Origin of the sequence: Aminipila sp. (assembly GCF_032051575.1) — a bacterium.
Taxonomy (GTDB): domain Bacteria; phylum Bacillota; class Clostridia; order Peptostreptococcales; family Anaerovoracaceae; genus Aminipila.
Genome location: NZ_DAMBYD010000001.1, coordinates 410,277 through 436,728 on the forward strand (window position 1 = coordinate 410,277; position 26,452 = coordinate 436,728).

The following is a 26,452-nucleotide window of genomic DNA, read 5'->3' on the forward strand; positions in this document are numbered from 1 at the left end:
AACCATGGCAAAGACATCTCTCAAAGTAAAACAGGCTAGAAAACCTAAGTTTTCTACTCGTGCATATACAAGATGCAAGATTTGCGGAAGACCACATTCTGTATTAAGAAAATATGGTATCTGCCGTATCTGTTTCAGAGAACTTGCTTACAAGGGAGAAATCCCAGGCGTTAGAAAAGCGAGCTGGTAATTTTAAATTGATTGCGGAGGCCCTACGGGGAACCTCGCAAGGAAAGGAGAACATTCAGAATGACAATGACAGATCCAATAGCAGATATGCTAACAAGAATCAGAAATGCCAATACTGTAGGACATACAACAGTTGATATTCCTGCATCAAAGATGAAGAAGTCAATCGCAGGTATTTTAACTGAAGAAGGATATATTAAAGGCTATGACGTTATTGAAGACGACAAGCAGGGCACTATCAAAATTCAGATGAAGTATGGTGCTGACAAGGAAAGAGTTATTAGTGGAATCAAGAAGATTTCAAAGCCAGGATTAAAGGTTTATGCTAAGGCTGACGATGTGCCAAGAGTACTAGGAGGTCTAGGTATCGCTATTATTTCAACTTCAAACGGAATAATTAGTGATAAAGAAGCAAGAAAGCTTGGAATCGGCGGAGAAGTAATCTGTTACGTTTGGTAGGAGGAATAAAAAATGTCAAGAATAGGTAAATTACCTGTTAACCTTCCTGCAGGCGTAGAGGTTAAGGTTGACAGCAACAATGTGGTTACTGTAAAGGGACCTAAGGGTCAGCTTTCAGAAGCTATTAGCAAACATATAAAAGTTGAAATTGCAGACGGAGTTGTTACAGTTACTAGAGATGGTGACAATAAGAGCTCAAGAGAACAGCATGGACTTGCAAGAACTCTTATAAACAATATGGTTATGGGAGTTACAGCTGGATACGAAAAGAAGCTTCAGCTAGTTGGTGTTGGTTACAAGGCTGAAAAGAAGGGCAAGACTCTTGTTATGAACCTTGGATATTCACACCCAGTTGAAATGGAAGATCCTGATGGAATTACTACTGAAGTTACTACCCCTACAGAGGTAATCGTAAAGGGTATTGATAAGGCTTTAGTTGGAAACTACACTGCTAATATTAGAAAGTGGAGACGTCCTGAACCATATAAGGCTAAGGGTATTCGTTATGAAGGCGAAATTATCCGTCGTAAAGAAGGAAAGACTGGTAAAAAATAAGGAAGGAGTGAAATTAAATGGCAAAAGAAAGTAAGAATGAAAGACGAGTAGCTAGACATGAAAGAGTAAGAAAACACTTACATGGAACTCCTGAAAGACCAAGACTTTGCGTTTACAGAAGCCTTAAGAACATCTCTGTACAGGTAATTGATGATGTAAATGGTGTAACACTTGCAGCAGCATCAACAACTGACAAGGAATTAAAGGCCCAGGGTGCTTATGGTGGTAACAAGGAAGCTGCTAAGTTAGTTGGAGAAGCTATTGCGAAGAGAGCATTAGCTAAAGGAATCGAAACTGTATGCTTTGACAGAGGTGGATATTTATATCACGGAAGAGTACAGGAATTAGCAGAGGCTGCACGTGAAGCAGGATTGAAATTCTAACAGGAGGAAAAAAGGAATGCGACAAAATATGATTGATGCATCCAAGCTAGACTTAAAAGAAACTATCGTTAACATTAGACGTGTTGCTAAGACTGTTAAGGGTGGTAGAAATATGAGATTCAGCGTATCCGTAGTTGTTGGTAACGGCGAAGGCTACGTTGGCGTTGGTCTTGGAAAGGCTCAGGAAATACCTGAAGCTGTAAGAAAAGCTATCGAAGATGCAAAGAAAAATTTAGTATATGTTCCAACAGTAGGAACAACAATTCCACACAGAACTCTTGGAGTATTTGGAGCAGGTAATGTTTTAATCATGCCGGCTTCTCAGGGTACTGGAGTTATCGCAGGTTCATCTGTACGTATGGTACTTGAAGCTGCTGGAATTAAGGACGTTAGAGCTAAGTCTATTGGTTCAAGTAATACAGTAAATATTGCTTACGCCACATTAGAAGGTCTTAGAAACTTAAAGACTGTTGAACAAATCAGCAGATTAAGAGGAAAGACTAAAGAAGAAATTTTAGGATAGGAGGAAGATACAATGGCTAAGAAGATTAAAGTAACTTTAACAAAGAGCACAATTGGAGCTCTTCCTCAGCATAGAAAAATTGTTGAAGCTTTAGGGTTAAAGAAGATGCACAGTTCAAACGAAATGCCTGATTGCCCACAAACTCGTGGTGCTATCAAGAAGGTTGAGCATCTTGTGACTGTAGAAGAACTGTAGGATTGGAGGTGCGGGAAATATGAAACTGCATGAATTGAGAGCAGCCGAGGGTTCAACTAAGAACCGTAAGAGAAGAGGTCGTGGTACTGCTACTGGTCAGGGTAAATCTGGCGGTAGAGGTATGAATGGCCAAAACTCTAGAAGCGGCGGCGGCGTTAGACTTGGCTTTGAAGGCGGTCAGATGCCATTATACAGAAGAATTCCAAAAAGAGGTTTTACTAATATTTGGAGAACAGAATATACAATTCTGAACGTTGATGATCTAAATAGATTTGAAGCGGGAACTGTTGTAACACCTGAACTTTTAGAAGAAGTTGGGCTAGTAAAGCAGGTTAAAGCCGGAATTAAAATTCTTGGAGAAGGTACTCTTGAAAAAGGAGTGACTGTTAAGGCTCACAAATTTAGCAAAGCTGCAATAGAAAAAATTGAGTCTGCCGGAGGAAAGGCAGAGGTGATCTAGGATGAGCATGTTTGGAACAATCGCTCATGCTTGGAAAGTTGCAGACGTTAGAAGAAAGATGGTTTTCACACTTTTAATGTTAGTAGTTTTCAGGCTGGGTTCAAATATTCCAGTTCCGGGCATTGACAGAGCAGTACTTGCTCAAGTATTTGACGGCGGGACAGGATTGTTTGCTTTGTTTGACTTATTCTCAGGAGGTTCTTTTAGTAATTTTACTATATTTGCTTTAAGTATTACTCCATATATCACTGCTTCGATTATTTTACAATTATTAACCATTGCTATTCCTTCATTAGAGCGACTTGCTAAAGAAGGAACAGAAGGTAAGAAAAAAATTGCACAGTACACTAGATATTTGACAGTTGTACTTGCATTTGTTCAAGCTATCGGCTTGTCAGTGGGTTTGTTCAAGAAGGCATTAATCAGCACTGATTTTTTCTCAGTAGCTGTTATCGTGCTTACTCTTTCAGCCGGAACTGCATTCCTAATGTGGTTAGGTGAACAGATCAATGAAAACGGTATTGGAAACGGTATTTCATTAATCATTTTTGCTGGCATTATTGCAAGAATACCAAGTGCAATTCATACAAACTGGGCTAAATTCACTGCAGGTGAATTAGGCACTCTTACTGTGATATTGTTTGCTCTTTTCGCAGTAATCGTTGTAGTGGGAATTATTGAAATCCAACAGGGACAGAGAAGAGTTCCTGTACAGTATGCAAAGAGAGTGGTTGGAAGAAAGATGTACGGCGGACAGTCGACACATATTCCGCTAAAAGTAAATCAGGCTGGTGTTATTCCAGTAATCTTCTCACTTTCATTGTTGCAGTTTCCATTAACAATAACATACTTCTTTCCTAACTCAGGTTTTACAACCTTTGTTACAAAATGGCTTTCACCTCAAGGTGATCCAGGAGTATGGATTTATGCAATATTCAATATCTTGCTAATCGTGTTCTTTACTTATTTCTATACTGCGGTTACATTTAACCCTCTTGAAGTGGCAAACAATATGAAAGCAAATGGTGGATTTATTCCTGGAATTAGACCAGGAAAGCCAACTGTTGAATATTTAAACAAAGTAATGACAAGAATTACTTTTGTAGGTGCTATGTTCTTAGCTATTATTTCTACAATGCCAACCTTACTTAGCAGCTTTACATCGATTGATGCTAGGTTTGGAGGAACATCATTGCTGATTGCAGTTGGTGTTGCACTTGACACAATGAAACAGTTAGAAAATCAGATGGTTATGAGAAACTATCAAGGATTCTTAAAATAGCACATATAATAAAATGGAGGAAAATTAAGTGAATTTAATTTTATTAGGCCCTCCGGGTGCAGGAAAAGGCACACAGGCGACCAGAATAATAGAAAAATATGGTATTCCGCATATATCTACTGGCGATATATTCAGAAAAAATATAAAAGAAGGAACTGCCCTTGGAAAGAAAGCTCAAGAGTATATGAACAAGGGCGAGCTTGTTCCTGATGATTTAGTAATAGAGATAGCGACAACCAGATTACTTGAAGATGACTGCAAGGAGGGTTTCCTTCTTGATGGTTTTCCAAGGACTGTTTATCAGGCTGAAAAATTAGATGAATTCTTAGTAGCTCATGGTAGAAAAATTGATAAAGTTTTAGATATCGCAGTTGAAAAAGAAGAGCTAATGGTTCGTTTGATTGGCAGAAGAGTTTGCAGAGCTTGTGGTGCAACTTATCATGTTGTGAATATGCCTCCTGCAAAAGAAGGTGTTTGTGATGTTTGTGGCGGTGAATTGTATCAGAGAAGTGATGATACAGAAGCAACTGTAGCAAACAGAATTGAAGTTTACAATTCACAGACCATGCCGCTAGTTGACTACTACACTGAAAAGGGAAACATTGCTCACATTGATGGAGCAGCCGGCCTTGACAACGTATTTACTGCTATTGTAAACGTTTTAGGAGAATAAGCAATGATCATCATCAAATCAGAACAAGAGATTAGCATAATGCGTGAATCGGGGAAGGTTACAGGTTACATTTTAAGGGAATTAGAAAATTTTATAAAGCCAGGTATGTCTACTATGGATGTAAATAACTTTGTAGAACAGACAATCCTTAAAAACCATATGATTCCTACTTTTAAAGGATATTGTGATTATCCCGCTGCTGCATGTGTATCTGTAAATGATGAAGTAGTTCATGGAATTCCTTCAAAAAAAAGGATACTTAAAGAAGGCGACATAGTAAGTGTGGATGTAGGCAGTACCTATAAAGGATATGTAAGCGATGCTGCCAGAACTTATGCTGTAGGAGAAATCAGTGAGGAAGCTGCAAAATTAATTCGGGTTACAAGGGAAAGTTTTTTTGAGGGATTAAAATTCTGTAAAGCAGGATACAGACTTTCAGATATATCTCATGCCATCCAAACGAAGGCTGAAGGAGAGGGCTTTTCTGTAATTAGAGATTTTGTAGGTCATGGAGTTGGAAGAAATATGCATGAAGATCCTCAGATTCCAAACTATGGGAAGCCAGGTAGAGGCCCAAAATTAGTAAGTGGTATGGTTTTTGCCATTGAACCTATGATTAATCAGGGAAGCTACGACGTAGAGGTACTTTTGGACAACTGGACAACGGTTACTCTAGATGGTAAACTGTCGGCACATTATGAAAATACTGTTGTTATTACAGATGGTGAGCCCGAGTTGCTTACCTTATAAATAAGGAAGGTGTAAATTATATTATGGCGAAAAAAGACGTCATCGAAGTATTGGGTACCGTTGTAGACGCTCAACCAAACGCGATGTTTGTAGTTAAGCTTGAAAATGGATACGAAGTACTTGCACACATTTCAGGAAAAATAAGAATGAATTTCATCAGAATTCTTCCTGGCGATAAGGTGAAGGTAGAGTTATCTCCTTATGACCTGACTCGTGGAAGAATCACATGGAGAGATAAATAATTAGGAGGTTTAAGATGAAAGTTAGAGCATCAGTTAAACCAATCTGCGAAAAGTGCAAGATAATCAAGAGAAACGGTAAAGTAATGGTTATCTGTGAAAATCCAAAGCACAAGCAGAGACAAGGTTAAAAATAAAAATTTTATTTAGAGTTTAAAATGTAATACCCCGTTTATATTACGCTGCCAAAAGGTTTTGCGTGACGGAAGATGGGAGAAGGAGGAATTTATGGCTCGTATAGCCGGAGTAGATTTACCTAGAGAAAAAAGAGTAGAAATTGGTCTTACTTACATTTATGGTATCGGTAGAAAGACATCAAATGCTATTCTTGAAAAAGCTGGTATCAGTCCTGACACAAGAGTTAAAGATTTAACTGAGGACGAGGCAGGTAAGATTAGAAAGATCATTGAACAGGAATACCCTGTAGAAGGTGATTTAAGAAGAGAAGTTTCTTTAAACATTAAGAGACTTATGGAAATTGGCTGCTACAGAGGTATCAGACATAGAAGAGGTCTTCCTGTTAGAGGACAGAAGACTAAGACAAACGCTAGAACTAGAAAAGGTCCTAAAAAGACTGTAGGTAGAAAGAAGAAGAAGTAAGGAGGTAGGAAATCATGGCTAAAGCTGTAAAGAAAACAGTTAGAAAAAAGAGAAGAGAACGTAAGAACATTGAAAAAGGCCAGGCGCATATCCAATCCACCTTTAACAATACTCTTGTAACTCTTACAGACTTAAACGGTAACGCATTATCATGGTCAAGTGCAGGTTCTCTTGGATTCAAAGGTTCAAGAAAGTCAACTCCTTTCGCAGCTCAGATGGCTGCTGAAGAAGCTGCTAAGGCTGCAATGGAACATGGTTTGAAGACAGTAGAAGTTTACGTAAAGGGACCAGGTTCCGGACGTGAAGCTGCAATCAGAGCATTACAGTCTGCAGGTCTTGAAATCAATATGATTAAGGATATTACACCAATTCCTCATAATGGTTGCAGACCACCAAAGAGAAGAAGAGTTTAATTGAAGGGAGGAGTAATTTAGAATGGCAAGATATACAGATGCTAACTGCAGGTTATGCAGAAGAGAAGGTCAGAAACTATTCTTAAAGGGCGAAAGATGTTATAGCTCAAAGTGTGCTATAGAAAAGAGAAATTACGCTCCTGGACAGCATGGTCAGAGCAGAAAGAAAATCTCTGAGTATGGTTTACAGTTAAGAGAAAAGCAAAAGGCTAAGAGATTCTACGGTATGTTAGAAACTCAGTTTAGAAATTTATTTGATAAAGCTGCTAAGAAAAAGGGAATCACTGGTGAAAACCTTTTAATTATGTTAGAATCCAGACTTGATAATGTTGTATTCAGAATGGGAATGGCATCATCAAGAAAAGAAGCTAGACAGCTAGTAACACATGGTCACTTTACTTTAAATGGTAAGAAGGTAGATATTCCTTCACTAGAAGTAAAGGCTGGAGATGTAATCAGAGTTAAGGAAAAGAGTCAGAACTCACCTAAATTCAAGGAAATGAAAGAAATGGCAATCAGCGTTCCATCATGGATAACAGTTGACATTGAGAAGCTTGAAGGTAAAGTTGTTGCTATTCCTAGAAGAGAAGATATCGATACTCCGATTGCAGAGCATCTTATCGTCGAATTATATTCCAAATAGTATCTTATTCTTAAGATATATATTGGAAGAAAAGGGAGGGTTTTTGAGTGATAGAAATCGAAAAACCAACAATAGAGTGTATATTCTCAGAAGAAGATGCGAATTATGGTAAATTTGTAGTAGAACCCCTTGAAAGAGGATATGGAACTACACTTGGAAATAGCTTAAGAAGAATTCTTCTTAGTTCACTTCCAGGTGCAGCTGTAACATCCATCAAGATTGATGGTATACTTCATGAATTTTCAACAATTCCTGGAGTAAAAGAAGATGTAACAGAGATAATATTAAATCTTAAAAAACTTGCTGTTAGACTTAACGGTGAAAATACGAAGAGAGTTATTATTAATGCTGTAGGACCAAAAGAAGTAACTGCTGCAGATATTATCGGCGATATGGAAATGGAAATCTTCAATCCCGATTTGCATATAGCAACGCTTGAAGAAAATGCAACACTGGTTATGGAAATAAACTTGGCAAGAGGCAGAGGATACGTTCCTGCTGAACAGAACAAGAATGAAAACACACCAATCGCAGTGATTCCTGTGGATTCTATATATACACCAGTTAGAAAAGTGAACTTTACAGTTGAGAACACAAGGGTTGGTCAGGTAACTGACTACGATAAGCTTAACCTAGAAATCTGGACGGACGGATCAATCACTCCAGAAGAAGGTGTGTCAATTGGAGCTAAGATTATGCAGGAACATTTGAACCTGTTTATTGAGCTTACAGATGCAACGGATTCTATGGAAATCATGGTTGAAAAGGAAGAAGACCAGAAGGAAAAGGCCCTGGAGATGACTATTGAAGAACTTGAACTTTCAGTACGTTCATTCAACTGCTTAAAGAGAGCTGCAATAAATACAGTTGAGGAACTTACCCATAAATCCGAAGAGGATATGATGAAGGTTAGAAACCTAGGTAAGAAATCCTTAGACGAAGTAAGACACAAACTTGAAGAATTAGGCCTTGGTCTTAGACCAAGTGACGAATAAGCAATAATTGGTGGCGAAGTATTTTTAATCTATTGCTATGCAACTGATTTGCCAGCAGCGAAGCAGTTGACAACGCAGTAGATTGAAAAGGTGAGTCAAGAAAGGAGAAGAGTTATGCCAGGATATAGAAAACTAGGCAGACCTACTGCTCATAGAAAAGCAATGCTTAGAAATATTGTTACTGACCTTTTTAGGGAAGGACGTATTTCTACAACTGACTGCAGAGCAAAGGAAGCTAGAAGAGAAGCTGAAAAGTTAATCACACTTGCTAAGCGTGGTGATCTTCATGCTAGAAGACAGGTTCTTGCATATGTGTACGACGAAGATGTTGCAACAAAGTTATTTGATGAAATAGCTCCAAAGTACGCTGAAAGACATGGTGGCTACACAAGAATCTTAAAATTAGGACCAAGACAGGGAGACTGCGCAGAAGTAGTATTCTTAGAGCTTGTATAATTAAGAACTGAGGGTGCGCAGGTTATTTGCGCACCCTTTTTTAACATTGAAGCCCTAACCCGATTTGCGAAAGCAAATCGTTGGTAGGTCTTATGCAAGAAACTCACAAATCTCCGATTTGTAGAGTTTTACTGCTCGTCCAGTGCTTTAGCACTGATGACGCAATTTAGGCTAGAAAATCACAAGTAGCGAAGCTGATTGTAGATTTTCATCGTGTAACATGAAGCCCTAACCCGATTTGCTAAGTCAAATGGCGGTAGGTCTTATGCAAGAAACCCACAAATCTCTGATTTGCAGAGTTTTACTGCTAGTCCAGTGCTTTAGCACTGATGACAGAATTCAGACAGAAAAAGATTAATAATTGTATAATGCTAATAAACGATAAATGTGATATTATCTCATTTTTAGATTATGATTTTGAATATAACAAGCAAAGCTTGATTGGAATAGATAAATGAAACAACAAATCATAAAGATAGAAAACTTAAAATTTTGTTATACCAGAGAAGCAGACCAAGTCTTAGTAGAGGCTATAAAAAATGTTAATCTTGAAGTTGAAAAAGGAAGCTTTGTTGCTGTAATAGGCAAAAATGGTTCGGGAAAATCAACTTTAGCTAAAAACATTAATGCATTATTACTTCCAAGTAGTGGAACGGTATATGTGAAAGGTTTTGATACAAAGAATGATGACCACCTTTGGGATATAAGACAAGCTGCAGGTATGGTATTTCAGAATCCTGATAATCAGCTGGTATCTTCAATTGTTGAGGATGATGTGGCTTTTGGTCCTGAGAACTTAGGTATTGCTCCTGAAGAAATCCGACAAAGGGTGGATTCTGCCCTTAAAGCGGTAAACATGTATGAACATAGAAAAAAAGCGCCTCACCTACTTTCTGGAGGTCAAAAGCAGAGAATTGCTATAGCCGGAGTTATAGCAATGATGCCGGACTGCATCATTTTTGATGAACCCACAGCTATGCTTGATCCAAAAGGAAGAGCTGGAGTTATGGCGATTATAAATAAATTACACAATGAAGGAATCACAGTTATTCTTATAACACATTTTATGGAAGAAGCGGCAGATGCTGATCGTGTTATAATTATGGACAAGGGAGAAATCATTCTTGATGGAGCTCCTGTAGAGATTTTCTCAGAGATAGGAAAAATCAGGGAGCTAGGACTTGATGTGCCTGTAGCTGTTGATTTGGCAGATAAATTAAGAAAAAGAGGAATTACTATTCCTAAAGAGATTATTCGAACAGAGGAAATGGTAGAGTATTTATGTCAATACAAGTAAAAAATTTGAAACATGTATATAGTGAAGGCATGCCATTTGAATCCGTGGCCTTAGATGATGTGAGTTTTGAAATAAATGACGGAGAATTTGTGGGGATTATAGGTCATACAGGCTCAGGAAAATCAACTTTAGTGCAGCATTTCAATGGATTGTTGAAACCTAAATCAGGAGCTATAATGATTAGTGGTGTTGACATCACTAATCCAGCTACATCCATGAGGGATATAAGAAAAAAAATAGGATTGGTATTTCAGTACCCAGAATATCAGCTTTTTGAGGAAACTGTAAAGCAGGATGTAGCATTTGGACCGTTAAACCTAGGACTTGATAAAGAGGAAGTAGAAGTCCGGGTAAAAGAGGCTATTGAGTTGGTGGGGCTTGATTATGAAGAAGTAGCAGAACGATCCCCTTTTGATTTATCAGGTGGTCAGAAGCGCAGAGTTGCCATAGCAGGCGTTATAGCAATGAAGCCTGAAGTACTTATTTTAGATGAACCCACAGCAGGACTTGATCCTAAAGCCCATAAAGAACTGTTTGAGGTGATTAAAAAAATTCATAAAGAGCAGAGCAGCATTTTAATTTTAGTGTCTCATAATATGCAGGACATTGCAAATCTAGCAGATAAAATTTTAGTTATGGAAAAGGGCAGACTAGCCATGTCAGGAAGCCCACGGGAAGTCTTTGCAAGGAGAGAAGAGTTAACAGCGATAGGTCTTAGTGTACCTCCAATTGCTGAATTACTATATCAGCTTCGCGATAAAGGTTTTCAAATTAATCCGGATGTTTTAAGTATGGATGAAGCTGTGGAGGAATTAGTGAAAAGATTATGATTAGAGACATCACATTAGGACAATTTTATCCAAGTAGCTCCTTTATTCACAGACTGGATCCCAGGGTAAAGATTGCAGGGACATTTATATATATAATTGCCTTATTCATTATAAATGATTTTATAGGATTTGCCATTGCAGCAGCAGCACTAGCTGTTGTAATAGGGGTTTCTAAAGTCCCATTCAGTTTTATAGCAAAGGGATTAAAACCTGTATTTCTGATTATCGTATTTACTTTTTTAATAAATATGTTTATGACAGATGGTGAAATCATATATAAAATAGGCTTTTTAAGGTTGACTAAAGAAGGTGTGTACAACGCCTGCTTTATGGGAATTAGATTAGTTTTATTAATATTTGGGTCATCCGTATTGACTTTGACTACCAAGCCTATCAGTTTAACTGATGGAATTGAATATATTTTAAATCCGTTAAAAAAAGTGGGCGTACCTGCACATGAACTGGCTATGATGATGACTATAGCACTTCGATTTATACCTACACTACTTGAGGAAACGGATAAAATTATGAAAGCGCAAATGGCAAGAGGCGCAGACTTTGAAAGTGGTAATCTTATAAATCGAGCCAAAAGTTTAGTACCACTATTAGTTCCCTTATTCATAAGCGCTTTTCGCATAGCTCAGGACTTGGCTATGGCCATGGAAGCCAGATGCTATAGAGGTGGTGAACATAGAACACGCCTGCATGAAATGAAAATGTCAGGTCGTGATTTTGGAACTTTAACAATACTTGTTTTGTTTTTGGCATTAATTATTTTCAAATCGCGTATAATGTAATGTTAATATAATAATAAAATACAAAGGATTGATTAAGTGAAGCATTTGAATCTTGTGGTGATAGCCTTATCGTTATCAGTAGTTTTAGTGTTTATTCTTATAGTGGGACCGGACTCTGAGGAAGCATTTTTACAAAAAGATGAAAAATCAGTAGTTAAAACGGAATCTTCACAGGTCAGCGCGGAAATCGAGGAGCCTATAGAAGAACAGCCACTTAAGTATGGATTTAATTTAAAGTATACCAATTATTTGGTACAAGAGCCATACACTTATGTGGTAAATGGCGAAGAACGATGTTTTCAATTTGATGTAATGCGAGAAAAAATAGCTGTTGTAGAGAAGGCAATCGGGAAATATAGGCTGACGTATATTGATAATTACAAAAATAGAAATGGCAGAGCACCCAAATACAAGGGCACCGAAGCAGATAAATTGGGTAATGATAGAAGTGCGGCAGCACCTGCTTACGCAAATATAAACGACTTAAATGAATTTGTGTATTTGACGGATGGTACTTTAGTGGAAGTACTGGAAGAAGATGAGGAATATACATTGGTTGGAGTTGTAGGCACAGATTTGGAATACTCTGTACCAAGTCAATATATTCCTGAGAATGATAACTTAAAAGGATTAAAGAAAGTAATTGCAGTAGATAGAACAAATCAAAACATTGTAACCTTTGAAAAAGAAGATATTTGGAATGTCACATCTTACAGCATGGCCACCACAGGAAAAGTTGGGAAGTATCACCAGGCAACACCTTTAGGATACTTTTATGCTATTGAGAAGAAGCCAAAATTCTTCTATGTAAAAGACGGAACTTCTCAAATAGAAGGATATGCTCCCTATGCTGTGCGTTTTACAGCAGGTGCATATATTCATGGAATATCAACAGCATATAAATATACTAAAGAAGGGACAAGAATGGATCCAGGAATAAACGAATTTTCTAGTAGTATCGGAACTGTACCACTCTCACATAAATGTGTGAGAAATTATACTTCTCATGCAAAGTTTATATATAACTGGTATGAGCATGGAAAGACTATTGTAATAGTAATTGAGTAGATGAGATTTAATAAAATCTAGATAGGAAGAAATGATGAGACAAAGAAAAGTAAAAAATGTGGAAGCACGATTAGCTGCTTTTTCAGAGTTCTCTGTGGTAGATGGGAAAAAGATGAAGGGAAACTGGAAAAATATTTTTGATAATGATAATGATATTTACATGGAGTTAGGATGCGGTAAGGGACAGTTCTCTTTGAAGCTGGCAGAAATGCATCCGGACAGGAATTACATAGCGGTTGAAGGGCAGGACACGGTACTGCTTAGAGCTTTGGAAAAAGCGGCAATAGCCCAACTCCCAAATATTAAATTTATGCAGGCCTTTGTACAGGATGTAACAGAATATTTTGAGGAGGATGAATTAGCAGGTATTTATTTAAATTTTAGTGATCCATGGCCAAAGGATAGGCATGCAAAAAGAAGGCTGACCCATACTAAATTTTTGAAAGGGTATGCAACCGTTATAAAAAATAGTGGCATTGTGGAATTTAAAACGGATAATGATGCACTATTTGAATTTTCAATTAGAGAAATAAAAGCAAATGACTATGAAATACTGGAATATAGCAGGGATATTCATAATTCTGCTTTTCCTTCAAAAGAAATTACAACGGAGTATGAGGATAAATTTAAGGAAGCTAATAAAAATATAAATTATGTAAAATTTGTTGTGTAGAAAATGTATTTACTCTTAGATGTAAAAATAGTGATAAAAAACAACTAGTTTTTTATCACTATTTTTATTGGAGATTTTAAAATAAAATGTTGAAGAACTCAAAATTTAATGTAGTCTGAAGGGTTTACTAATTTATCGTCTTTTTGCATCTCAAAATGTAAGTGAGATTCATCAGAGGATTCAAATAGACTAGTATCTCCTATGCCACCTATAATATCACCTTTTTTCACAACGTCGCCAGCTTCAACAACGGCACTGTCTGAAAGGTTTGAATAAGTTGTAATAAATCCGTTTCCATGATTAATTTTAACAGTATAACCAAGGCGATCATCTTTGTAGGTTTCCACAACCGTTCCCGCGGCAGCTGCTTGAACTCTTGAATCAAGTGGTGCAGCAATATCTATGCCGTTATGAACCATGTATTGATTTAAGGTTTTCGAATAAATTGGTAGTTCTGTGGAATACTCTAGTGTTATAAGACCGTCTACAGGTGCAACCCAAGCTGAAGAATTAGAAGAATTTTTATTTTCATTTTGAGTATTTGACTGAGGATTATCTTTACTATCCACAGTAGGAACTTGTTTTGTTACACTTCTTTCTTCTGGCTGATTGCTTTGGGGAACATTAATATTATTGTTATCTGATAAATTAATTTTGTCCAAACTTGATTTCACAGTAAAAACTGAAGCAAGGGCAACAACGCTGAAACAAAGTACCAGAGCTATAGCAGCTCTATCCATTGGCTTTTTATCTTTTATTTTATGTCGCATAATTTACACCTCCTTATTGTATTATTGCCTTATTGCAGTTTTTCATACTTTGTAGTATAATGTTTTGTAATTTTATATGAGTGAGGTGGATATATGAAAGAATTTATTATGGCCCAGCAAAATGGAAGAAGCATTCCATTAGAGGATAAAATATTTGGAATTAGTAGATTAGCGAATGAAATGATCGCTAAAAAAGGTAGAGAAGCCGTTACAAACGCTACGATTGGTGCATTGTTGGATGACCAGGGCAAATTAGTCGTTTTGTCTTCAGTGGTTGAAGTTTTAAGAAATCTAACTCCTGAAGATTATGCAGAATATGCTCCCATTGGAGGAACACCAGAATTTAAAAAATGCATAAAAGAAGCTGCTTTTGGGAAGTACAAGCCAAACTGCTTTACAGAAGCGGTTGCAACACCTGGTGGTACTGGATCAATTCGAAATACTATATCGAATTATTCTAAAATAGGAGATCAGATTTTAACTTCAGACTGGTTCTGGGCAAACTACAGCTCTATTGCAGGAGAAATAGGCAGGACTTCTACTACTTATAGTCTGTTTGATAAAGAAGGGCATTTTAATATTACAGCTTTTAAGCAAAAAGTTGACGAACTGCTTTCAAAGCAAGAAAGCCTAGTGATAATTATAAATACACCCGCTCATAATCCAACTGGATATTCACTTACACTTGAAGATTGGGATAAAGTGCTGGACACAGTAGAATTTGCGGCAAAGGAAGATAAGAAAGTTGCATTACTTGTTGATGTTGCATATATAGATTTTGCAGGTGATGGAGATAAATATAGAGAATTTATGCCTAAATTAGAGAATTTACCATCAAATATACTGCCAATAATCTCATATAGTGCTTCTAAGACGTTTACTCTTTATGGGATGAGATGCGGAGCTATGATTTGCATGACACCTGTTAAAGAAATTGCAGAAGAGTTTGTGCGTGTATGTCAATTTTCTTCCAGAGCGTCATGGTCAAACTGCACCAGAGCTTCCATGGTAGTTATATCAAAGATATATGAAGATAGTAATCTTTTGACAAAGGTAAATGAAGAAAGAGAGTTTTATTGTGATTTACTTTTGAAGAGAGGAAAAGCTTTTGAAGAAGAAGCTGCTAAGGTAGGATTAGAGATTGTTCCATTCGATGCTGGGTTCTTTGCATCCATTCCATGTGATGATCCAGATACAATTTGTAAAAAACTTCAGGAAAAAGGGATATTTGTAGTGCCACTTGCGAAGGGATTAAGAGTATCCATTGCTTCCATAACAGAAGAAGAGTGTAGAATGCTGCCAGAAAAAATTTTAGCAGCGATGAAATAGAGGCGAAAAAATGCGTACAATAATATGGTTTATATATTTCTGGATTTATCTATTGGGTATTTATCCAAAACAGCGATATTTTGAAAAACGTAGAATTGCTGGAATTCCTAAAGAAGAGGATCTTCCAGAAATTAATCAAATCGTACAAAATTGGGCAAATAGTTTATTGAAAATGGCAGGGGTAAACTGCATAGTAGAAGGCCTGGAAAATATCCCTATGGACAGGGCTGTTCTCTTTACCAGCAATCATCAAGGAAATTTTGATATTCCTTTGATGATTACTAAATTAGGCAAAACTAATTCTATAGTGGCAAAGAACAGTATGGAGAAAGTGCCCATGATATCCAATTGGATGAAATTGTTTGACTGTTTATTTATTGACCGAGAAAATGCAAGGCAATCTTTAGGTGTTTTTGCTCAAGCAGAAAAAATTATAGGAGAGGGACGTTCTGTTATAATTTTTCCAGAGGGAACTAGAAGCAGAGGAGACGAAGTTGGTGAGTTTAAAGAGGGGGCATTTAAAATAGCCACCAGAACAGGAGCACCAGTTGTACCGGTAGCTATAAATGGTTCATATAAGGTAATGGAAGCCAACGGGGTATGGATTCGTCCAGCAGAGGTCAAAATAACAGTATTACCGCCGATAGAGACGGCATCGCTGTCAAGAGAAGAAACCAAACATTTAGGAGTAAATGTTAGAAAAATGATTATGGACTGTAACAATTCACAGAACAGTAAACTTGATAACGCGAAAATAGCAGTTAGTAATTGAAAAATCAATCCTTTAGGAATTTGGGTTTCTAAAGGATTTTTTTTGATTTGTCAAGGAACAAAGAAACATCAATAGTAATATATTGTATTAAAAAGGAGGTCGTTGAATGAGATCGGTTAAGAGGCTACAAGACACTACTATTTCATTAAACCAAACGGAGTTGGTATTTGAATCAAGGATACTTTGGAGAAATTTGGCTAATTGGATTAGGGAGTATTTAGTAAGTGTATATGCGGGCTATGGTATTCAGGCAGAAGCAGAGAAAAAAATAAATGCGGTTTTTTTAGAAAATAGCAATATTATTAGATTAGTATTTGGTGAACAAAATTCTGAACGATATAATATTCTTACATCGGATTTTGTCAGTATTTTAAAATCCTTAGTCGCGGCACAAATAAATGGTGATGTTAACGCAGTAAATGAATATACAAAGCAGCTGTATGAAAATGCAGATCAGAGAGCTGCTTTTGCAGAACAAATTAATCCGTTTTGGTTAGAAAGTGAATGGAAAAGTTTATTATACCAATTTATTCAAATGACAATCGAAGAATCAACAACTTTATTAAAAAAACAATACACAAAAAATATAGTAATATATGATAGTATTTTAAAGCTCACTTCAAAAATGGGCGATTATTATTCAAAAGGAATGCTCGATTATTTGACTTATAATAATCAGCTATGACATTATAATAAATTTAAGGGATTTGGAATTTTCTTTTAATCCCTCTGATATAATTGTACAAGCTAAAAAATAGAATTCGTATATTAAGGAACATTTTACTTGTAATTTTAAACTTATTTTGATAAAATATTTATGTTAACAGGATAATCTAATATGCGGAAGTGGCTCAGGGGTAGAGCATCGCCTTGCCAAGGCGAGGGTCGCGAGTTCGAATCTCGTCTTCCGCTCCAAAATATTTGTCCAAAATAGATGTTCAGAGGTCATGCCAAAATGGTATGGCCTTTTTTCATACATTCGAACCAAATTTGTGCTGCAAGATTGTCCTATGTTAGTTTTGCGGCCTGCCGTTGGTCATTGTCATGAGTGTTTCAGTATTTCTGTCCAGCACATGTTAGTCTGATTTGGTATTGACAAAAGGAATAATATGCACTATACTGAACGTAATTTGAACATGTTCAAGAAAGGAGACTATATCATGAATGAACAGGATGCACGGCAATCAATTATAGACGCCGCAAAGGCCATTTTAGATGAAGAAGATGATATTGAAAAAATAACTGTGCGGCAGATAGCCAAACGCGCTGGTGTAGGCACAGGCTTAATTAACTATCATTTTAAGAGTAAAGATAATTTGTTAAGCATTGCCGTCGGAGATGTTATGTCAAAGACGATTTCAGGCTTTCTTCAAGGAAACCTTCAGCATGATTTAGACCCGGTCAGCAAACTGAAAGCGTTGATGAAAGAACTTTATATTGTAGCAGGTGATAAGGAAAAACTAATTCGGTTCCTTCTGACCCGTGAAATTATGGAGGGGAATATGCAGACTCCCTTATATCTGATTCCACTGTTAAGAGATATCTTTGGAACTAGTAAGAATGACATGCAGCTTAGAATAATAGCTTTACAAATTCTTAGTCCAATACAAGTGACTGCCTTAAATTGCTCTGCTTTTCTTATGTACAGCGGTATAAATCTGAATGACAGAGATCAGCGAAGTTGCTTTATCGATATGCTGATAGACAATTTATTATATAAAACTATGGGTAAAGGAGAAAAAACAAATGAAAATTGTAACAATGATTAGCTCTATCATTACCTTTCTGCTCCTACTATCAACTATGATTTGCGGCCTCTGGATGAAAGCAAATAACGTTATTGATCCAAGTTCATTCTCTTTTCATATGAATTGTGGAATTGCTTCTGTTGTTTTTTGTTTTATTACCATTGTGTTGTTGGCGGTTACTTTTCGTCAAATGAAAAAGGAAAGGTGATATTGTGCGGATATTAATTTTATATGCAACGAAGTCAGGCGCCAGTCAATATTGCGCAGATTTGCTGGCAAGGCAAATAAAAGGTTGTACCGTATGTGATTTATTAAAAACGGATCCAGATATTACACCTTTTGATATGATTATTATTGGTTCTGGCGTAAGAATGGGGAAATTTTACAAACCCGTACTGAACTTCATAAGAAAGAATGAAATTCTTCTGATGGAAAAGAAAATCGCATTTTATTTATGTAACGCGTATCCCGAGGCACTGCAAAAGGCCATTGAAAAAAATATACCTCAACAACTTGCCAAATCCGCCACTTGTATAAAATCTTTTGGCGGCAAGCCGCCTTTCAGAACCTCAAGTGATACCCACTGGCTCGTGGAGGAAAATGTCAATGCCTTTATTCATGCAATCTTTGAATCCTTGGATGAGTTAAATACAAACAGAGTGTAATATTATGGGTATTTTCTGGATTATTTGAAATACTATACATGAAATAAAATAATTCAAGGAGAGTAATGATGTCAGATCCTATAACAAATTTAAATGCATTATCTGCAAAAGCGGCTTATCAACTTACGGACGCAGTTAAAACTCCACCGCAATTTGAATCCATAACTCCGCGATGGCTTTGCAGACTGATGGAATTTAAGGCATTAAAAACAGGTGTATTCAGGCTGAATAAGGTAGCAGAAGGAAATACACCATTGGACATGCTATGTAACCGAACCGGAAATCAAGATATTCCAGAAGGTTTTGTAGATTACGTCACTGAACCAAGAGAATACATTTTAAATTCAATTTCAACAATCATTAATATAAATACCAGGGTATCTGATATTTATAATAGTCCCTATGATCAGATTCACGAACAAATCAGGTTAGCAACGGAGAGTATTCAGGAAAGACAGGAGAGTGAATTTATCAACAATAAGGAATATGGATTGCTGCATAATGTGGCAGATTCTCAACGCATTAAAACTCGTAATGGATTTCCTACACCGGACGATTTTGATGAATTAATTTCAAAAGTGTGGAAAGAACCATCGTTTTTCTTGGCCCATCCAAAAGCAATTGCTGCATTTGGAAGAGAATGTACGAAATGCGGAGTTCCCCCTGCCACTGTGAATTTATTAGATTCTCATTTTTTAACCTGGCGTGGGATTCCTATTATACCCACAGATAAGCTGTTTATTGATGATAAAAAAAATCCAAATCAGAATATGGGTAAAACCAATATTCTCCTTGTCCGAACTGGTGAAAAGAAGCAGGGCGTTATCGGTTTATATCAGACCGGTCTTCAGGGTGAGCAATCTAAAGGACTTTCGGTACGCTTTATGGGAATTGATAACAGAGGAATTGGAATTTATCTGTTATCCCTTTACTGTTCAACCGCTGTGCTGGCGGATGATGCACTAGCTGTTTTGGAAGATGTAGAAATCGGGAATTATTATGAAAATAAGTAATACGGAATGGCTTAATAATGATACACAGATTGATAATTATCTAAAAGGTCAGAATGCAAATGATAGCATCTCTATAAAAAGGATTGAACAACTTGCTAATGAATTTTTTCCAGCATTCAAAACAAGCGCTGAAAATTCTATATCAATATATGAAGATAACGATAAGGTTTTTTCTGAAGTTTTATCGCAATTAAACTTATTGCCAGAAGAATGGTCTTTACCGGATTTTCGAAAAGCTTCCTATGATACAGAGCTGATTCGGTCTGATTTTCCAATTTTATCAGAAAAAGTTGGAGGAAAAAAACTAATTTGGCTGGATAATGCCGCAACGACCCAGAAACCTAAGTGTGTTATTGACAGACTTGCTTATTTTTATGAACACGAAAACTCTAATGTTCATAGAGGCGCACATACTATGGCAGCCCGTGCTACTGACGCGTATGAAGAATCACGGAAAAAGGTACGCGATTTTCTGAATGCTTCTTCCGTTGCTGAAGTTGTATTCGTTAGGGGAGCAACTGAGGCAATTAACCTCATAGCACAGACATACGGAAAAACAAATATAAAGGAAGATGATGAAGTGCTGATCTCCTGCCTTGAACATCATGCCAATATCGTTCCTTGGCAGATATTATGCTCAGAAAAAGGTGCTCATCTGCGTGTAATTCCTATTGATGAGGATGGACAGGTTGATTTAGAGGAATATAGAAGGTTACTTGGACCAAAAACCAAAATTGTATCACTTGCCCATGTATCTAATGCACTGGGCACCATTGTACCTGTTAAGCAAATGATTAAAACTGCTCACCAATTTGGAGCTAAAGTGGTAGTAGATGGAGCTCAGGCAGTATCTCATTTGAAGGTAGATGTGCAAGAACTTGATGCGGATTTTTACGTATTTTCGGGGCATAAGTTATACGGTCCAACTGGAATTGGAGTATTGTATGGCAGGCTGGATATCTTAAATGGAATGATACCCTACCATGGGGGAGGGAACATGATTCATGATGTCACTTTTGAAAAAACACAATATCAGTCTGCGCCCCATCGATTTGAGGCCGGAACAGGAAATATAGCAGATGCAGTAGGGCTAGGTATAGCTATTGATTATATAACACAGATAGGTTTAGATACTATCTGGTCGTATGAACATTCGTTATTAGGTTATGGAGAAAAACAAATGAAGAAAGTTCCTGGATTAAAATTAATTGGAAACGCAAAGGAAAAAACAAGCATTTTATCTTTTGTGATACAAGGCATAAACAATGAACAAATTGGTCAGGCACTTAACGCAGAGGGTATTGCTGTTCGTGCAGGGCATCACTGCGCACAACCAGTTTTAAGGAGGCTAGGATTAGAAGGTACAGTACGGCCATCACTTGGTCTGTATAACACCAAAGCTGAAATTGATAAAATGGTAGAAGTTTTAATGGGGTTGCAATAATCTTGTTTTAAAATTTAAAATGACATAATTTAAAACAAACTCTCTTAGTGGGTTTGTTTTTTTACCTTTTTTTGATATACTACAAATAGTAAAAAATTAATGGGGAAGGAATTTTAGATTATGCATAATGAGGATGAAGCGTCCCAAAAAATTGGCGCTATTGAAAAAACCTTACATATACTGAATGCCTTTACAGATAAACCATATATGTATTCTGCAAAGGAATTAAGTGAGAAGTCAGGGTTCAGTAAACCTACAGTGCACCGAATATTAAATACTCTCGAGGAAGAAAATTACGTGAGACGTAATTATGAAGGGAAATATACGATTGGGTACAGGGCATACCAGATGGGGATGGTGTATGCTAATAATATGGATATATATATGGAAATACGAAGGGTTATTGAACATATAGCCAGTGCTACGGGGGAACAAGTTGGGTATGCAGTACTAGAAGGAACAGATGTTGTTAGTATGTACGAATCTCAAATGCAGGATTCCCGGATAAGATATATGGCAGGGGCAATTTATCCAATTAATAGCGGATGTTATGGTAAGGTGCTTATGGCTTTTTCCCATACAGATGAAGAATTGAGCGAAATAGTTCCCAATTTAGTGTTAAAATATGTATCTCCAGGAGCCATTATGGATCATCAAAAATTGTTAGAAGAGTATAGAGCAATAAAAGAACGTGGATATGGAGAAAGTGAAGATGAGTATTTAGATGGAACGGTGGGATTGGGTGTTCCAGTTTTTAAACAGGATGGAAGTCTTGCAGGATGTATAGCCTTAGGTGCTATTAAGTCTTTAAAATTCCATAATGAAAAAAAACATTATTTAGATGAAATTTTTAAGGGAGTGTCTGAATTAAAAACGATTTTGTTGTAATAAATATACACAATAACTATATATTATTAAAAACTGTAGTTTAGCCAAAAGCAGCTAAACTGCAGTTTTTTTATTAGTTAAAATTTTACTTCCGAATTTTCTAAAAATTGTTGACCATAACAAAAAGTGGTGATATACTGTTGTAAAGTTTTATAAAAGTCCATATTGCAAAATAAGGTCCATATTATGGACTGAAAACGATAACCTGCAAGGTCTTTATAAAATGTAAATTAACTTTGAAAGTAGGAAAAACTATGTTAGACATACTTATTTCTGGAGGAATCCATCCTGATTATCAAAAAGAACAAATGGTTCAAAATGATATAGGTATAAAAGATGGAAAAGTTGTTGAAATTGGTCATATTACAAGTGATGCAAAAAAAATAATTGATGCAAGAGGGCAGATTGTATCACCAGGATTTATTGACATTCACATGCATGAAGAGGACTTTATCCATGAAGGTGAGAAGTTTGTTATTGCTGAAATGATGCTGAAAATGGGTGTTACTACTTGCCTTGGTGGAAATTGCGGTGTCCAGCATCAGAATCTAGAATTGTTTAAAAACACAATAAACAAAATTGGAGGATCACCAGTAAATTATCTTATGTTAGTAGGATACAATTCATTTAGAAATAAAATTGGAGTGAATACATATACAAAAGCGGATAAGGAACAACAGAAGAAGCTTTTGGAAATTATGAAACAGGAAATTGATGAAGGAGCTTATGGTTTTTCCTTTGGCATTGAATATGACCCGGGTATGGACGTGGATGAAATAATGAACATTCTAGGAAATTTTAATGATAAAAATTTATTGGTTTCAGTTCATTACAGGTCGGATTCTACCAAAGCTATTCATGCAATAAAAGAAATGATTAGTATTGCAGATAAATCACATATGAAGTTTCAGATTTCTCATTTAAGCAGTTGTTCTGCTATGGGTCAAATGAAAGAAGCACTTGATTTGATTAATCATGAGATTGAAAAGAATCCTAAAATTAATTATGATACCTATCCATATAGTGCATTTTCAACAGAAATTGGTTCCACTGTATTCGATGATGGATGTTTTGAAACTTGGGGGAAATCATATGATAGTATTCTTCTAACGGATGGAGCGTTTAAAAACAAATTCTGTGATAAAAATTTATTTGAAAAAATAAGAAAAGAAAATCCAGAGATGTTAGTAGTAGCATTTGTTATGAATGAAGATGAAATTGCAGAAGCAATTGCCAATCCATATGGAATGATAGCCAGTGATGGCATTATTAATAATGGTAATGGGCATCCTAGAGCGGCTGGTACTTTCCCAAGAGTACTAGGTAAATATGTTAGGGAGGATAAGGTAATATCCTTGCTGGATGCTTTAAGAAAAATCACCCTTGAGCCGGCTAAGCGGTTAGAGCTTAGTACGAAGGGGCAGGTTTTTGAAGGATGTGATGCAGACATTACCATATTTAATCCAGAAACAATAAAAGATGGCGCAGATTTTTCAGACTTAAATATACCGCCTGTGGGTTTAGGTTATGTAATAGTAAACGGTATAATTGCGGTAGACCACAATAATATTATAAATAATCAAGCAGGAAGATTTATTTCATATAAATAATGACCTATGACGTAAAAAAGTCATAATGGAAATTATATATTATCAGTTTATTAAGGAGGAAGTAAAAATGGAAGAGAAGAAGAAATTGAAGGTGCCCCATGTATATGTATTGCTAATAGCCATTATTTTAGTTTGTTCGGCGCTAACGTACATAATCCCTGCTGGAAATTATGACATGATGACTATTCAGACAGAGGATGGAACTAGTAGAGAAGTCGTTGACCCATCTACTTACCACAGTACCGAAAGTTCCCCCGTAAATGTAATGGGATTTTTAACCTCTATTCCTAGAGGAATGAATGAAGCAGCAGGAATAATATTTTTTATATTTATCGTAGGCGGTAGTTTTGGAGTTTTGCAGGACACCGGGGCTATAGAAGCAGGGTTAGGTAGATTAACCCGAATTTTTTCAGGCAAAGAAACGCTGCTTATTCCAGTTATAATGGCCGCTTTTGCCTTTGGGGGCGCTGTTATTGGTATGGCGGAAGAAACCTTACCTTTTATACCCATAATGGTAAGTTTGTGCATTGCCTTGGGATTTGACTCCATAACAGGTACAGCTATGGTACTAATGGGAGCAGGTGCAGGGTTTGCGGGTGCTTTTATGAATCCATTTACGGTTGGTGTTGCTCAGGGTATAGCAGAATTACCGCTTTTTTCTGGACTACAATTTAGACTTGTTGTATTTGTTGTAATGGTGGGTATTGCAATAACCTTTGTGATGCGCTATGCAAGTAAGATTAAAAAAAATCCTCAGCTTAGCTCGATGTATGAAATCGACAGACAGAGGGAAGATAACCTGGATCTTGATAATCTGCATGAATTTGGTGGCAGAGAAAAATTAATACTTTTAGTATTTGTTGCTTCAATTGCCTTACTAATTTATGGAGTTATAAAATATGAATGGTATTTCAACGAAATCTCAGCATTATTCTTAGGAATGGCTATCATTGTAGCACTAATAGGAAAGTTAGGACTAAATGGTTTTGCAGAGTCACTTGGTAAAGGTATGGCAGGAGTGGCAGCGGGAGCTTTAATAGTAGGTTTTGCAAGAGGCATTTTAGTTGTTTTAACAGACGGAAATATTATTCATACTATTTTATATTCTTCTGCAAGTTTGCTTTCCACATTACCGTCTGCAGTTACTGCGGTAGGTATGTATATTTTCCAATGTTTATTAAATTTTATCATTCCTTCCGGAAGTGGTCAGGCAGCGGTATCTATTCCAATTATGGCTCCTTTATCAGATATAGTAGGAGTAACAAGACAGACAGCGGTGCTTGCATTCCAGCTTGGTGATGGTATATCAAATATCTTTACACCTACTTCGGGATATTTTATGGCAGGTCTTGCACTTGCTAAAATCCCTTGGACTAAGTGGGCTAAATGGATTTTACCAGCAATTATGCTTTGGTACTTAGCTGGTGCTATATTTGTTATCATTGCACAGATGATACACTTTGGACCTTTCTAAGTGTAATATAAATGAAACTTAGATAAGTTGTTTATGAAGGGGAATGACATGGAAAATTATGAGCAATTAAAAAAACAAGCCTATTCAAATATTGAATCTTATAAAAAATTATGCAATGATTTAAATGATTATTTGGCGGATAATCCTGAAATTTCAGGAGCGGAATTTGAATCTTCACGTAAAATTGTAGAAATTCTAAGAGAACAGGGATATGAGGTGGAGTTTCCATTTGTAGGATATGAAACAGCATTTAAGGCCACATATGGGGAGGGAAAGCATCGCCGTAAAATTGCAATTATGACAGAATATGATGCATTACCTGGCATCGGGCATGCCTGTGGACATTGTACGAGTGCAGCTATTAGCATACTTGCCGGATTAAGCCTTAAAGAAATGCAGGATGCATTAGATGCAGATATAGATATAATAGGGACTCCTATTGAAGAAACAGAGGGGGCAAAATGCACCATGGTAAAGAACGGTGTATTTAATCAATATGATATGGCCGTGATGGTTCATTTGTTTGGCGAAAACCTTTTAGCCCCCAGACTTCAGGCATTGGATTCATTTATTTATGAGTTTCATGGCAAAGCTGCTCATGCATCGGCAGCTCCTTGGGAGGGAAATAACGCACTGAATGGGGTTCAGCTAATGTTTCATGCCATAGATATGCTAAGACAACATGTTAAACCAGATGTAAGAATCCATGGTGTGGTAAGGGATGGCGGTCTTGCACCTAATATTGTTCCAGAAACTGCATCAGCAGAGTTCTATATAAGGTCTATGAGCAGAGAATATTTAAATGAATTAGTGAAGAAAATAGATGATTGCGCCAGAGGAGCAGCTATAGCAACTCAGACTACTTTTGAAAAGACACCTACTGCAGAGTCCTATGATAATTTAAAGGGAAATCATACAGGTCTGGCAGTACTTGCAGAAATCTATGAAGAATTGGAACTTGAAATAGGTGATACAGAAAGAGTCTTCGGATCATCAGATGCAGGGAATGTAAGTATGGTCTGTCCAACTTTCCATCCTATTTTACAAATAGTAGATTCAACAGTGGCCATTCATACAAGAGAGTTTGCAAAGGCGGTGAAGTCACCTTGGGCTTATGACGGAATTATCAATGGAGCCAAAATATTAATCCTTCAAGTTTTAAAAATTTTCACAGATAAAAAGAAGTTTGAATCTATGAAAGAAGATTTCTTGAAATAGATATAGTAACAGTAAAAGAAACCATATAGCAAAATATGGTT

The 26,452-nt window shown here is 36.6% G+C and carries 35 protein-coding genes and 1 tRNA gene; 35 read left to right on the forward strand and 1 reads right to left on the reverse strand.

Annotated elements, in window-relative coordinates; translation table 11 throughout:
• The first annotated feature begins 4 nt into the window (after positions 1–4).
• From RTW14_RS01965 to trmB, 22 genes are all read left to right on the forward strand, one after another.
• On the forward strand, positions 5–190 hold the full coding sequence (locus RTW14_RS01965; RefSeq protein ID WP_206582527.1) for a type Z 30S ribosomal protein S14: 186 nt from the start codon (positions 5–7) through the stop codon (positions 188–190).
• Positions 191–249: 59 nt separating this feature from the next.
• Complete coding sequence (rpsH, locus tag RTW14_RS01970) at positions 250–648, forward strand: 30S ribosomal protein S8 (protein ID WP_312647812.1); 399 nt, start codon at positions 250–252, stop codon at positions 646–648.
• Between the two features lie 12 nt (positions 649–660).
• Positions 661–1,203: a 50S ribosomal protein L6 gene (gene rplF, locus RTW14_RS01975; RefSeq protein ID WP_312647813.1), complete on the forward strand. Its 543-nt coding sequence runs from the start codon at positions 661–663 to the stop codon at positions 1,201–1,203.
• A 17-nt stretch (positions 1,204–1,220) separates the two neighbouring features.
• Positions 1,221–1,586, forward strand: a complete 366-nt coding sequence (gene rplR / locus RTW14_RS01980) for a 50S ribosomal protein L18 (protein WP_312647815.1) — start codon at positions 1,221–1,223, stop codon at positions 1,584–1,586.
• A 16-nt stretch (positions 1,587–1,602) separates the two neighbouring features.
• Positions 1,603–2,109, forward strand: coding sequence for a 30S ribosomal protein S5 (gene rpsE, locus RTW14_RS01985; RefSeq protein ID WP_312647816.1), 507 nt, complete (start codon positions 1,603–1,605; stop codon positions 2,107–2,109).
• Between the two features lie 12 nt (positions 2,110–2,121).
• Positions 2,122–2,304, forward strand: coding sequence for a 50S ribosomal protein L30 (rpmD, locus tag RTW14_RS01990; RefSeq protein ID WP_312647818.1), 183 nt, complete (start codon positions 2,122–2,124; stop codon positions 2,302–2,304).
• 19 nt (positions 2,305–2,323) lie between these two features.
• On the forward strand, positions 2,324–2,764 hold the full coding sequence (gene rplO / locus RTW14_RS01995) for a 50S ribosomal protein L15 (RefSeq protein WP_312647820.1): 441 nt from the start codon (positions 2,324–2,326) through the stop codon (positions 2,762–2,764).
• A 7-nt stretch (positions 2,765–2,771) separates the two neighbouring features.
• The gene (gene secY / locus RTW14_RS02000; protein ID WP_312647895.1) at positions 2,772–4,046 is read left to right on the forward strand and encodes a preprotein translocase subunit SecY; all 1,275 of its coding nucleotides are present in this window, start codon (positions 2,772–2,774) and stop codon (positions 4,044–4,046) included.
• 28 nt (positions 4,047–4,074) lie between these two features.
• Positions 4,075–4,719, forward strand: coding sequence for an adenylate kinase (locus RTW14_RS02005; RefSeq protein WP_312647822.1), 645 nt, complete (start codon positions 4,075–4,077; stop codon positions 4,717–4,719).
• 3 nt (positions 4,720–4,722) lie between these two features.
• A complete protein-coding gene (gene map, locus RTW14_RS02010; protein ID WP_312647824.1) occupies positions 4,723–5,469 on the forward strand; it encodes a type I methionyl aminopeptidase in 747 nt (248 codons plus the stop codon).
• A 23-nt stretch (positions 5,470–5,492) separates the two neighbouring features.
• Positions 5,493–5,711 carry a translation initiation factor IF-1 gene (gene infA / locus RTW14_RS02015; RefSeq protein WP_162361655.1) on the forward strand — a complete coding sequence of 73 codons (219 nt, stop codon included), beginning with the start codon at positions 5,493–5,495 and terminating at the stop codon, positions 5,709–5,711.
• 14 nt (positions 5,712–5,725) lie between these two features.
• Positions 5,726–5,839, forward strand: a complete 114-nt coding sequence (rpmJ, locus tag RTW14_RS02020) for a 50S ribosomal protein L36 (RefSeq protein WP_163412391.1) — start codon at positions 5,726–5,728, stop codon at positions 5,837–5,839.
• A gap of 97 nt (positions 5,840–5,936) precedes the next feature.
• Positions 5,937–6,308, forward strand: a complete 372-nt coding sequence (gene rpsM, locus RTW14_RS02025; protein WP_312647833.1) for a 30S ribosomal protein S13 — start codon at positions 5,937–5,939, stop codon at positions 6,306–6,308.
• 14 nt (positions 6,309–6,322) lie between these two features.
• Positions 6,323–6,721, forward strand: coding sequence for a 30S ribosomal protein S11 (gene rpsK, locus RTW14_RS02030; RefSeq protein WP_312647834.1), 399 nt, complete (start codon positions 6,323–6,325; stop codon positions 6,719–6,721).
• Between the two features lie 22 nt (positions 6,722–6,743).
• Positions 6,744–7,364 (forward strand): 30S ribosomal protein S4, encoded by a 621-nt coding sequence (rpsD, locus tag RTW14_RS02035; protein ID WP_312647836.1) that lies wholly within the window; start codon positions 6,744–6,746, stop codon positions 7,362–7,364.
• Positions 7,365–7,411: 47 nt separating this feature from the next.
• A complete protein-coding gene (locus RTW14_RS02040) occupies positions 7,412–8,359 on the forward strand; it encodes a DNA-directed RNA polymerase subunit alpha (RefSeq protein WP_312647838.1) in 948 nt (315 codons plus the stop codon).
• A 114-nt stretch (positions 8,360–8,473) separates the two neighbouring features.
• Positions 8,474–8,815 (forward strand): 50S ribosomal protein L17, encoded by a 342-nt coding sequence (gene rplQ / locus RTW14_RS02045; protein ID WP_312647840.1) that lies wholly within the window; start codon positions 8,474–8,476, stop codon positions 8,813–8,815.
• Positions 8,816–9,269: 454 nt separating this feature from the next.
• Positions 9,270–10,112: an energy-coupling factor transporter ATPase gene (locus RTW14_RS02050; protein WP_312647841.1), complete on the forward strand. Its 843-nt coding sequence runs from the start codon at positions 9,270–9,272 to the stop codon at positions 10,110–10,112.
• Entirely contained in the window at positions 10,097–10,942 is an 846-nt protein-coding gene (locus RTW14_RS02055; protein WP_312647842.1) for an energy-coupling factor transporter ATPase, read from the forward strand. Before RTW14_RS02050 ends, RTW14_RS02055 begins: the two co-directional genes overlap by 16 nt.
• A complete protein-coding gene (locus RTW14_RS02060) occupies positions 10,939–11,739 on the forward strand; it encodes an energy-coupling factor transporter transmembrane component T family protein (protein WP_312647843.1) in 801 nt (266 codons plus the stop codon). Before RTW14_RS02055 ends, RTW14_RS02060 begins: the two co-directional genes overlap by 4 nt.
• A gap of 36 nt (positions 11,740–11,775) precedes the next feature.
• Positions 11,776–12,807 (forward strand): L,D-transpeptidase, encoded by a 1,032-nt coding sequence (locus tag RTW14_RS02065; protein WP_312647844.1) that lies wholly within the window; start codon positions 11,776–11,778, stop codon positions 12,805–12,807.
• A 34-nt stretch (positions 12,808–12,841) separates the two neighbouring features.
• On the forward strand, positions 12,842–13,480 hold the full coding sequence (gene trmB, locus RTW14_RS02070) for a tRNA (guanosine(46)-N7)-methyltransferase TrmB (RefSeq protein WP_312647846.1): 639 nt from the start codon (positions 12,842–12,844) through the stop codon (positions 13,478–13,480).
• A 98-nt stretch (positions 13,481–13,578) separates the two neighbouring features.
• On the opposite strand, the gene RTW14_RS02075 is transcribed toward trmB, so the two are convergent.
• Positions 13,579–14,250: a M23 family metallopeptidase gene (locus tag RTW14_RS02075; protein WP_312647848.1), complete on the reverse strand. Its 672-nt coding sequence runs from the start codon at positions 14,248–14,250 to the stop codon at positions 13,579–13,581.
• Positions 14,251–14,343: 93 nt separating this feature from the next.
• Between RTW14_RS02075 and RTW14_RS02080 the strand changes: the two genes are divergently transcribed.
• From RTW14_RS02080 to RTW14_RS02140, 13 genes are all read left to right on the forward strand, one after another.
• Entirely contained in the window at positions 14,344–15,579 is a 1,236-nt protein-coding gene (locus tag RTW14_RS02080; RefSeq protein ID WP_312647849.1) for a pyridoxal phosphate-dependent aminotransferase, read from the forward strand.
• Between the two features lie 10 nt (positions 15,580–15,589).
• A complete protein-coding gene (locus RTW14_RS02085) occupies positions 15,590–16,351 on the forward strand; it encodes a lysophospholipid acyltransferase family protein (protein WP_312647850.1) in 762 nt (253 codons plus the stop codon).
• 106 nt (positions 16,352–16,457) lie between these two features.
• Positions 16,458–17,036 carry a hypothetical protein gene (locus RTW14_RS02090; RefSeq protein WP_312647851.1) on the forward strand — a complete coding sequence of 193 codons (579 nt, stop codon included), beginning with the start codon at positions 16,458–16,460 and terminating at the stop codon, positions 17,034–17,036.
• 155 nt (positions 17,037–17,191) lie between these two features.
• Positions 17,192–17,266: transfer RNA gene (locus RTW14_RS02095), tRNA-Gly, on the forward strand.
• Between the two features lie 245 nt (positions 17,267–17,511).
• A complete protein-coding gene (locus RTW14_RS02100; RefSeq protein WP_312647853.1) occupies positions 17,512–18,120 on the forward strand; it encodes a TetR/AcrR family transcriptional regulator in 609 nt (202 codons plus the stop codon).
• Positions 18,098–18,307 carry a hypothetical protein gene (locus RTW14_RS02105; RefSeq protein WP_312647854.1) on the forward strand — a complete coding sequence of 70 codons (210 nt, stop codon included), beginning with the start codon at positions 18,098–18,100 and terminating at the stop codon, positions 18,305–18,307. Before RTW14_RS02100 ends, RTW14_RS02105 begins: the two co-directional genes overlap by 23 nt.
• A gap of 4 nt (positions 18,308–18,311) precedes the next feature.
• Positions 18,312–18,764, forward strand: coding sequence for a flavodoxin domain-containing protein (locus RTW14_RS02110; RefSeq protein WP_312647855.1), 453 nt, complete (start codon positions 18,312–18,314; stop codon positions 18,762–18,764).
• A 68-nt stretch (positions 18,765–18,832) separates the two neighbouring features.
• Complete coding sequence (locus tag RTW14_RS02115) at positions 18,833–19,777, forward strand: family 2A encapsulin nanocompartment shell protein (RefSeq protein WP_312647856.1); 945 nt, start codon at positions 18,833–18,835, stop codon at positions 19,775–19,777.
• Entirely contained in the window at positions 19,764–21,221 is a 1,458-nt protein-coding gene (locus tag RTW14_RS02120; protein ID WP_312647858.1) for a cysteine desulfurase, read from the forward strand. Before RTW14_RS02115 ends, RTW14_RS02120 begins: the two co-directional genes overlap by 14 nt.
• A 120-nt stretch (positions 21,222–21,341) precedes the next feature.
• On the forward strand, positions 21,342–22,109 hold the full coding sequence (locus RTW14_RS02125; protein ID WP_312647860.1) for an IclR family transcriptional regulator: 768 nt from the start codon (positions 21,342–21,344) through the stop codon (positions 22,107–22,109).
• Positions 22,110–22,363: 254 nt separating this feature from the next.
• The gene (locus RTW14_RS02130; RefSeq protein ID WP_312647862.1) at positions 22,364–23,719 is read left to right on the forward strand and encodes an amidohydrolase family protein; all 1,356 of its coding nucleotides are present in this window, start codon (positions 22,364–22,366) and stop codon (positions 23,717–23,719) included.
• Positions 23,720–23,786: 67 nt separating this feature from the next.
• Positions 23,787–25,193, forward strand: coding sequence for a YfcC family protein (locus RTW14_RS02135; protein WP_312647864.1), 1,407 nt, complete (start codon positions 23,787–23,789; stop codon positions 25,191–25,193).
• A gap of 48 nt (positions 25,194–25,241) precedes the next feature.
• Positions 25,242–26,411, forward strand: coding sequence for a M20 family metallopeptidase (locus tag RTW14_RS02140; RefSeq protein ID WP_312647865.1), 1,170 nt, complete (start codon positions 25,242–25,244; stop codon positions 26,409–26,411).
• Positions 26,412–26,452: the final 41 nt, after the last annotated feature.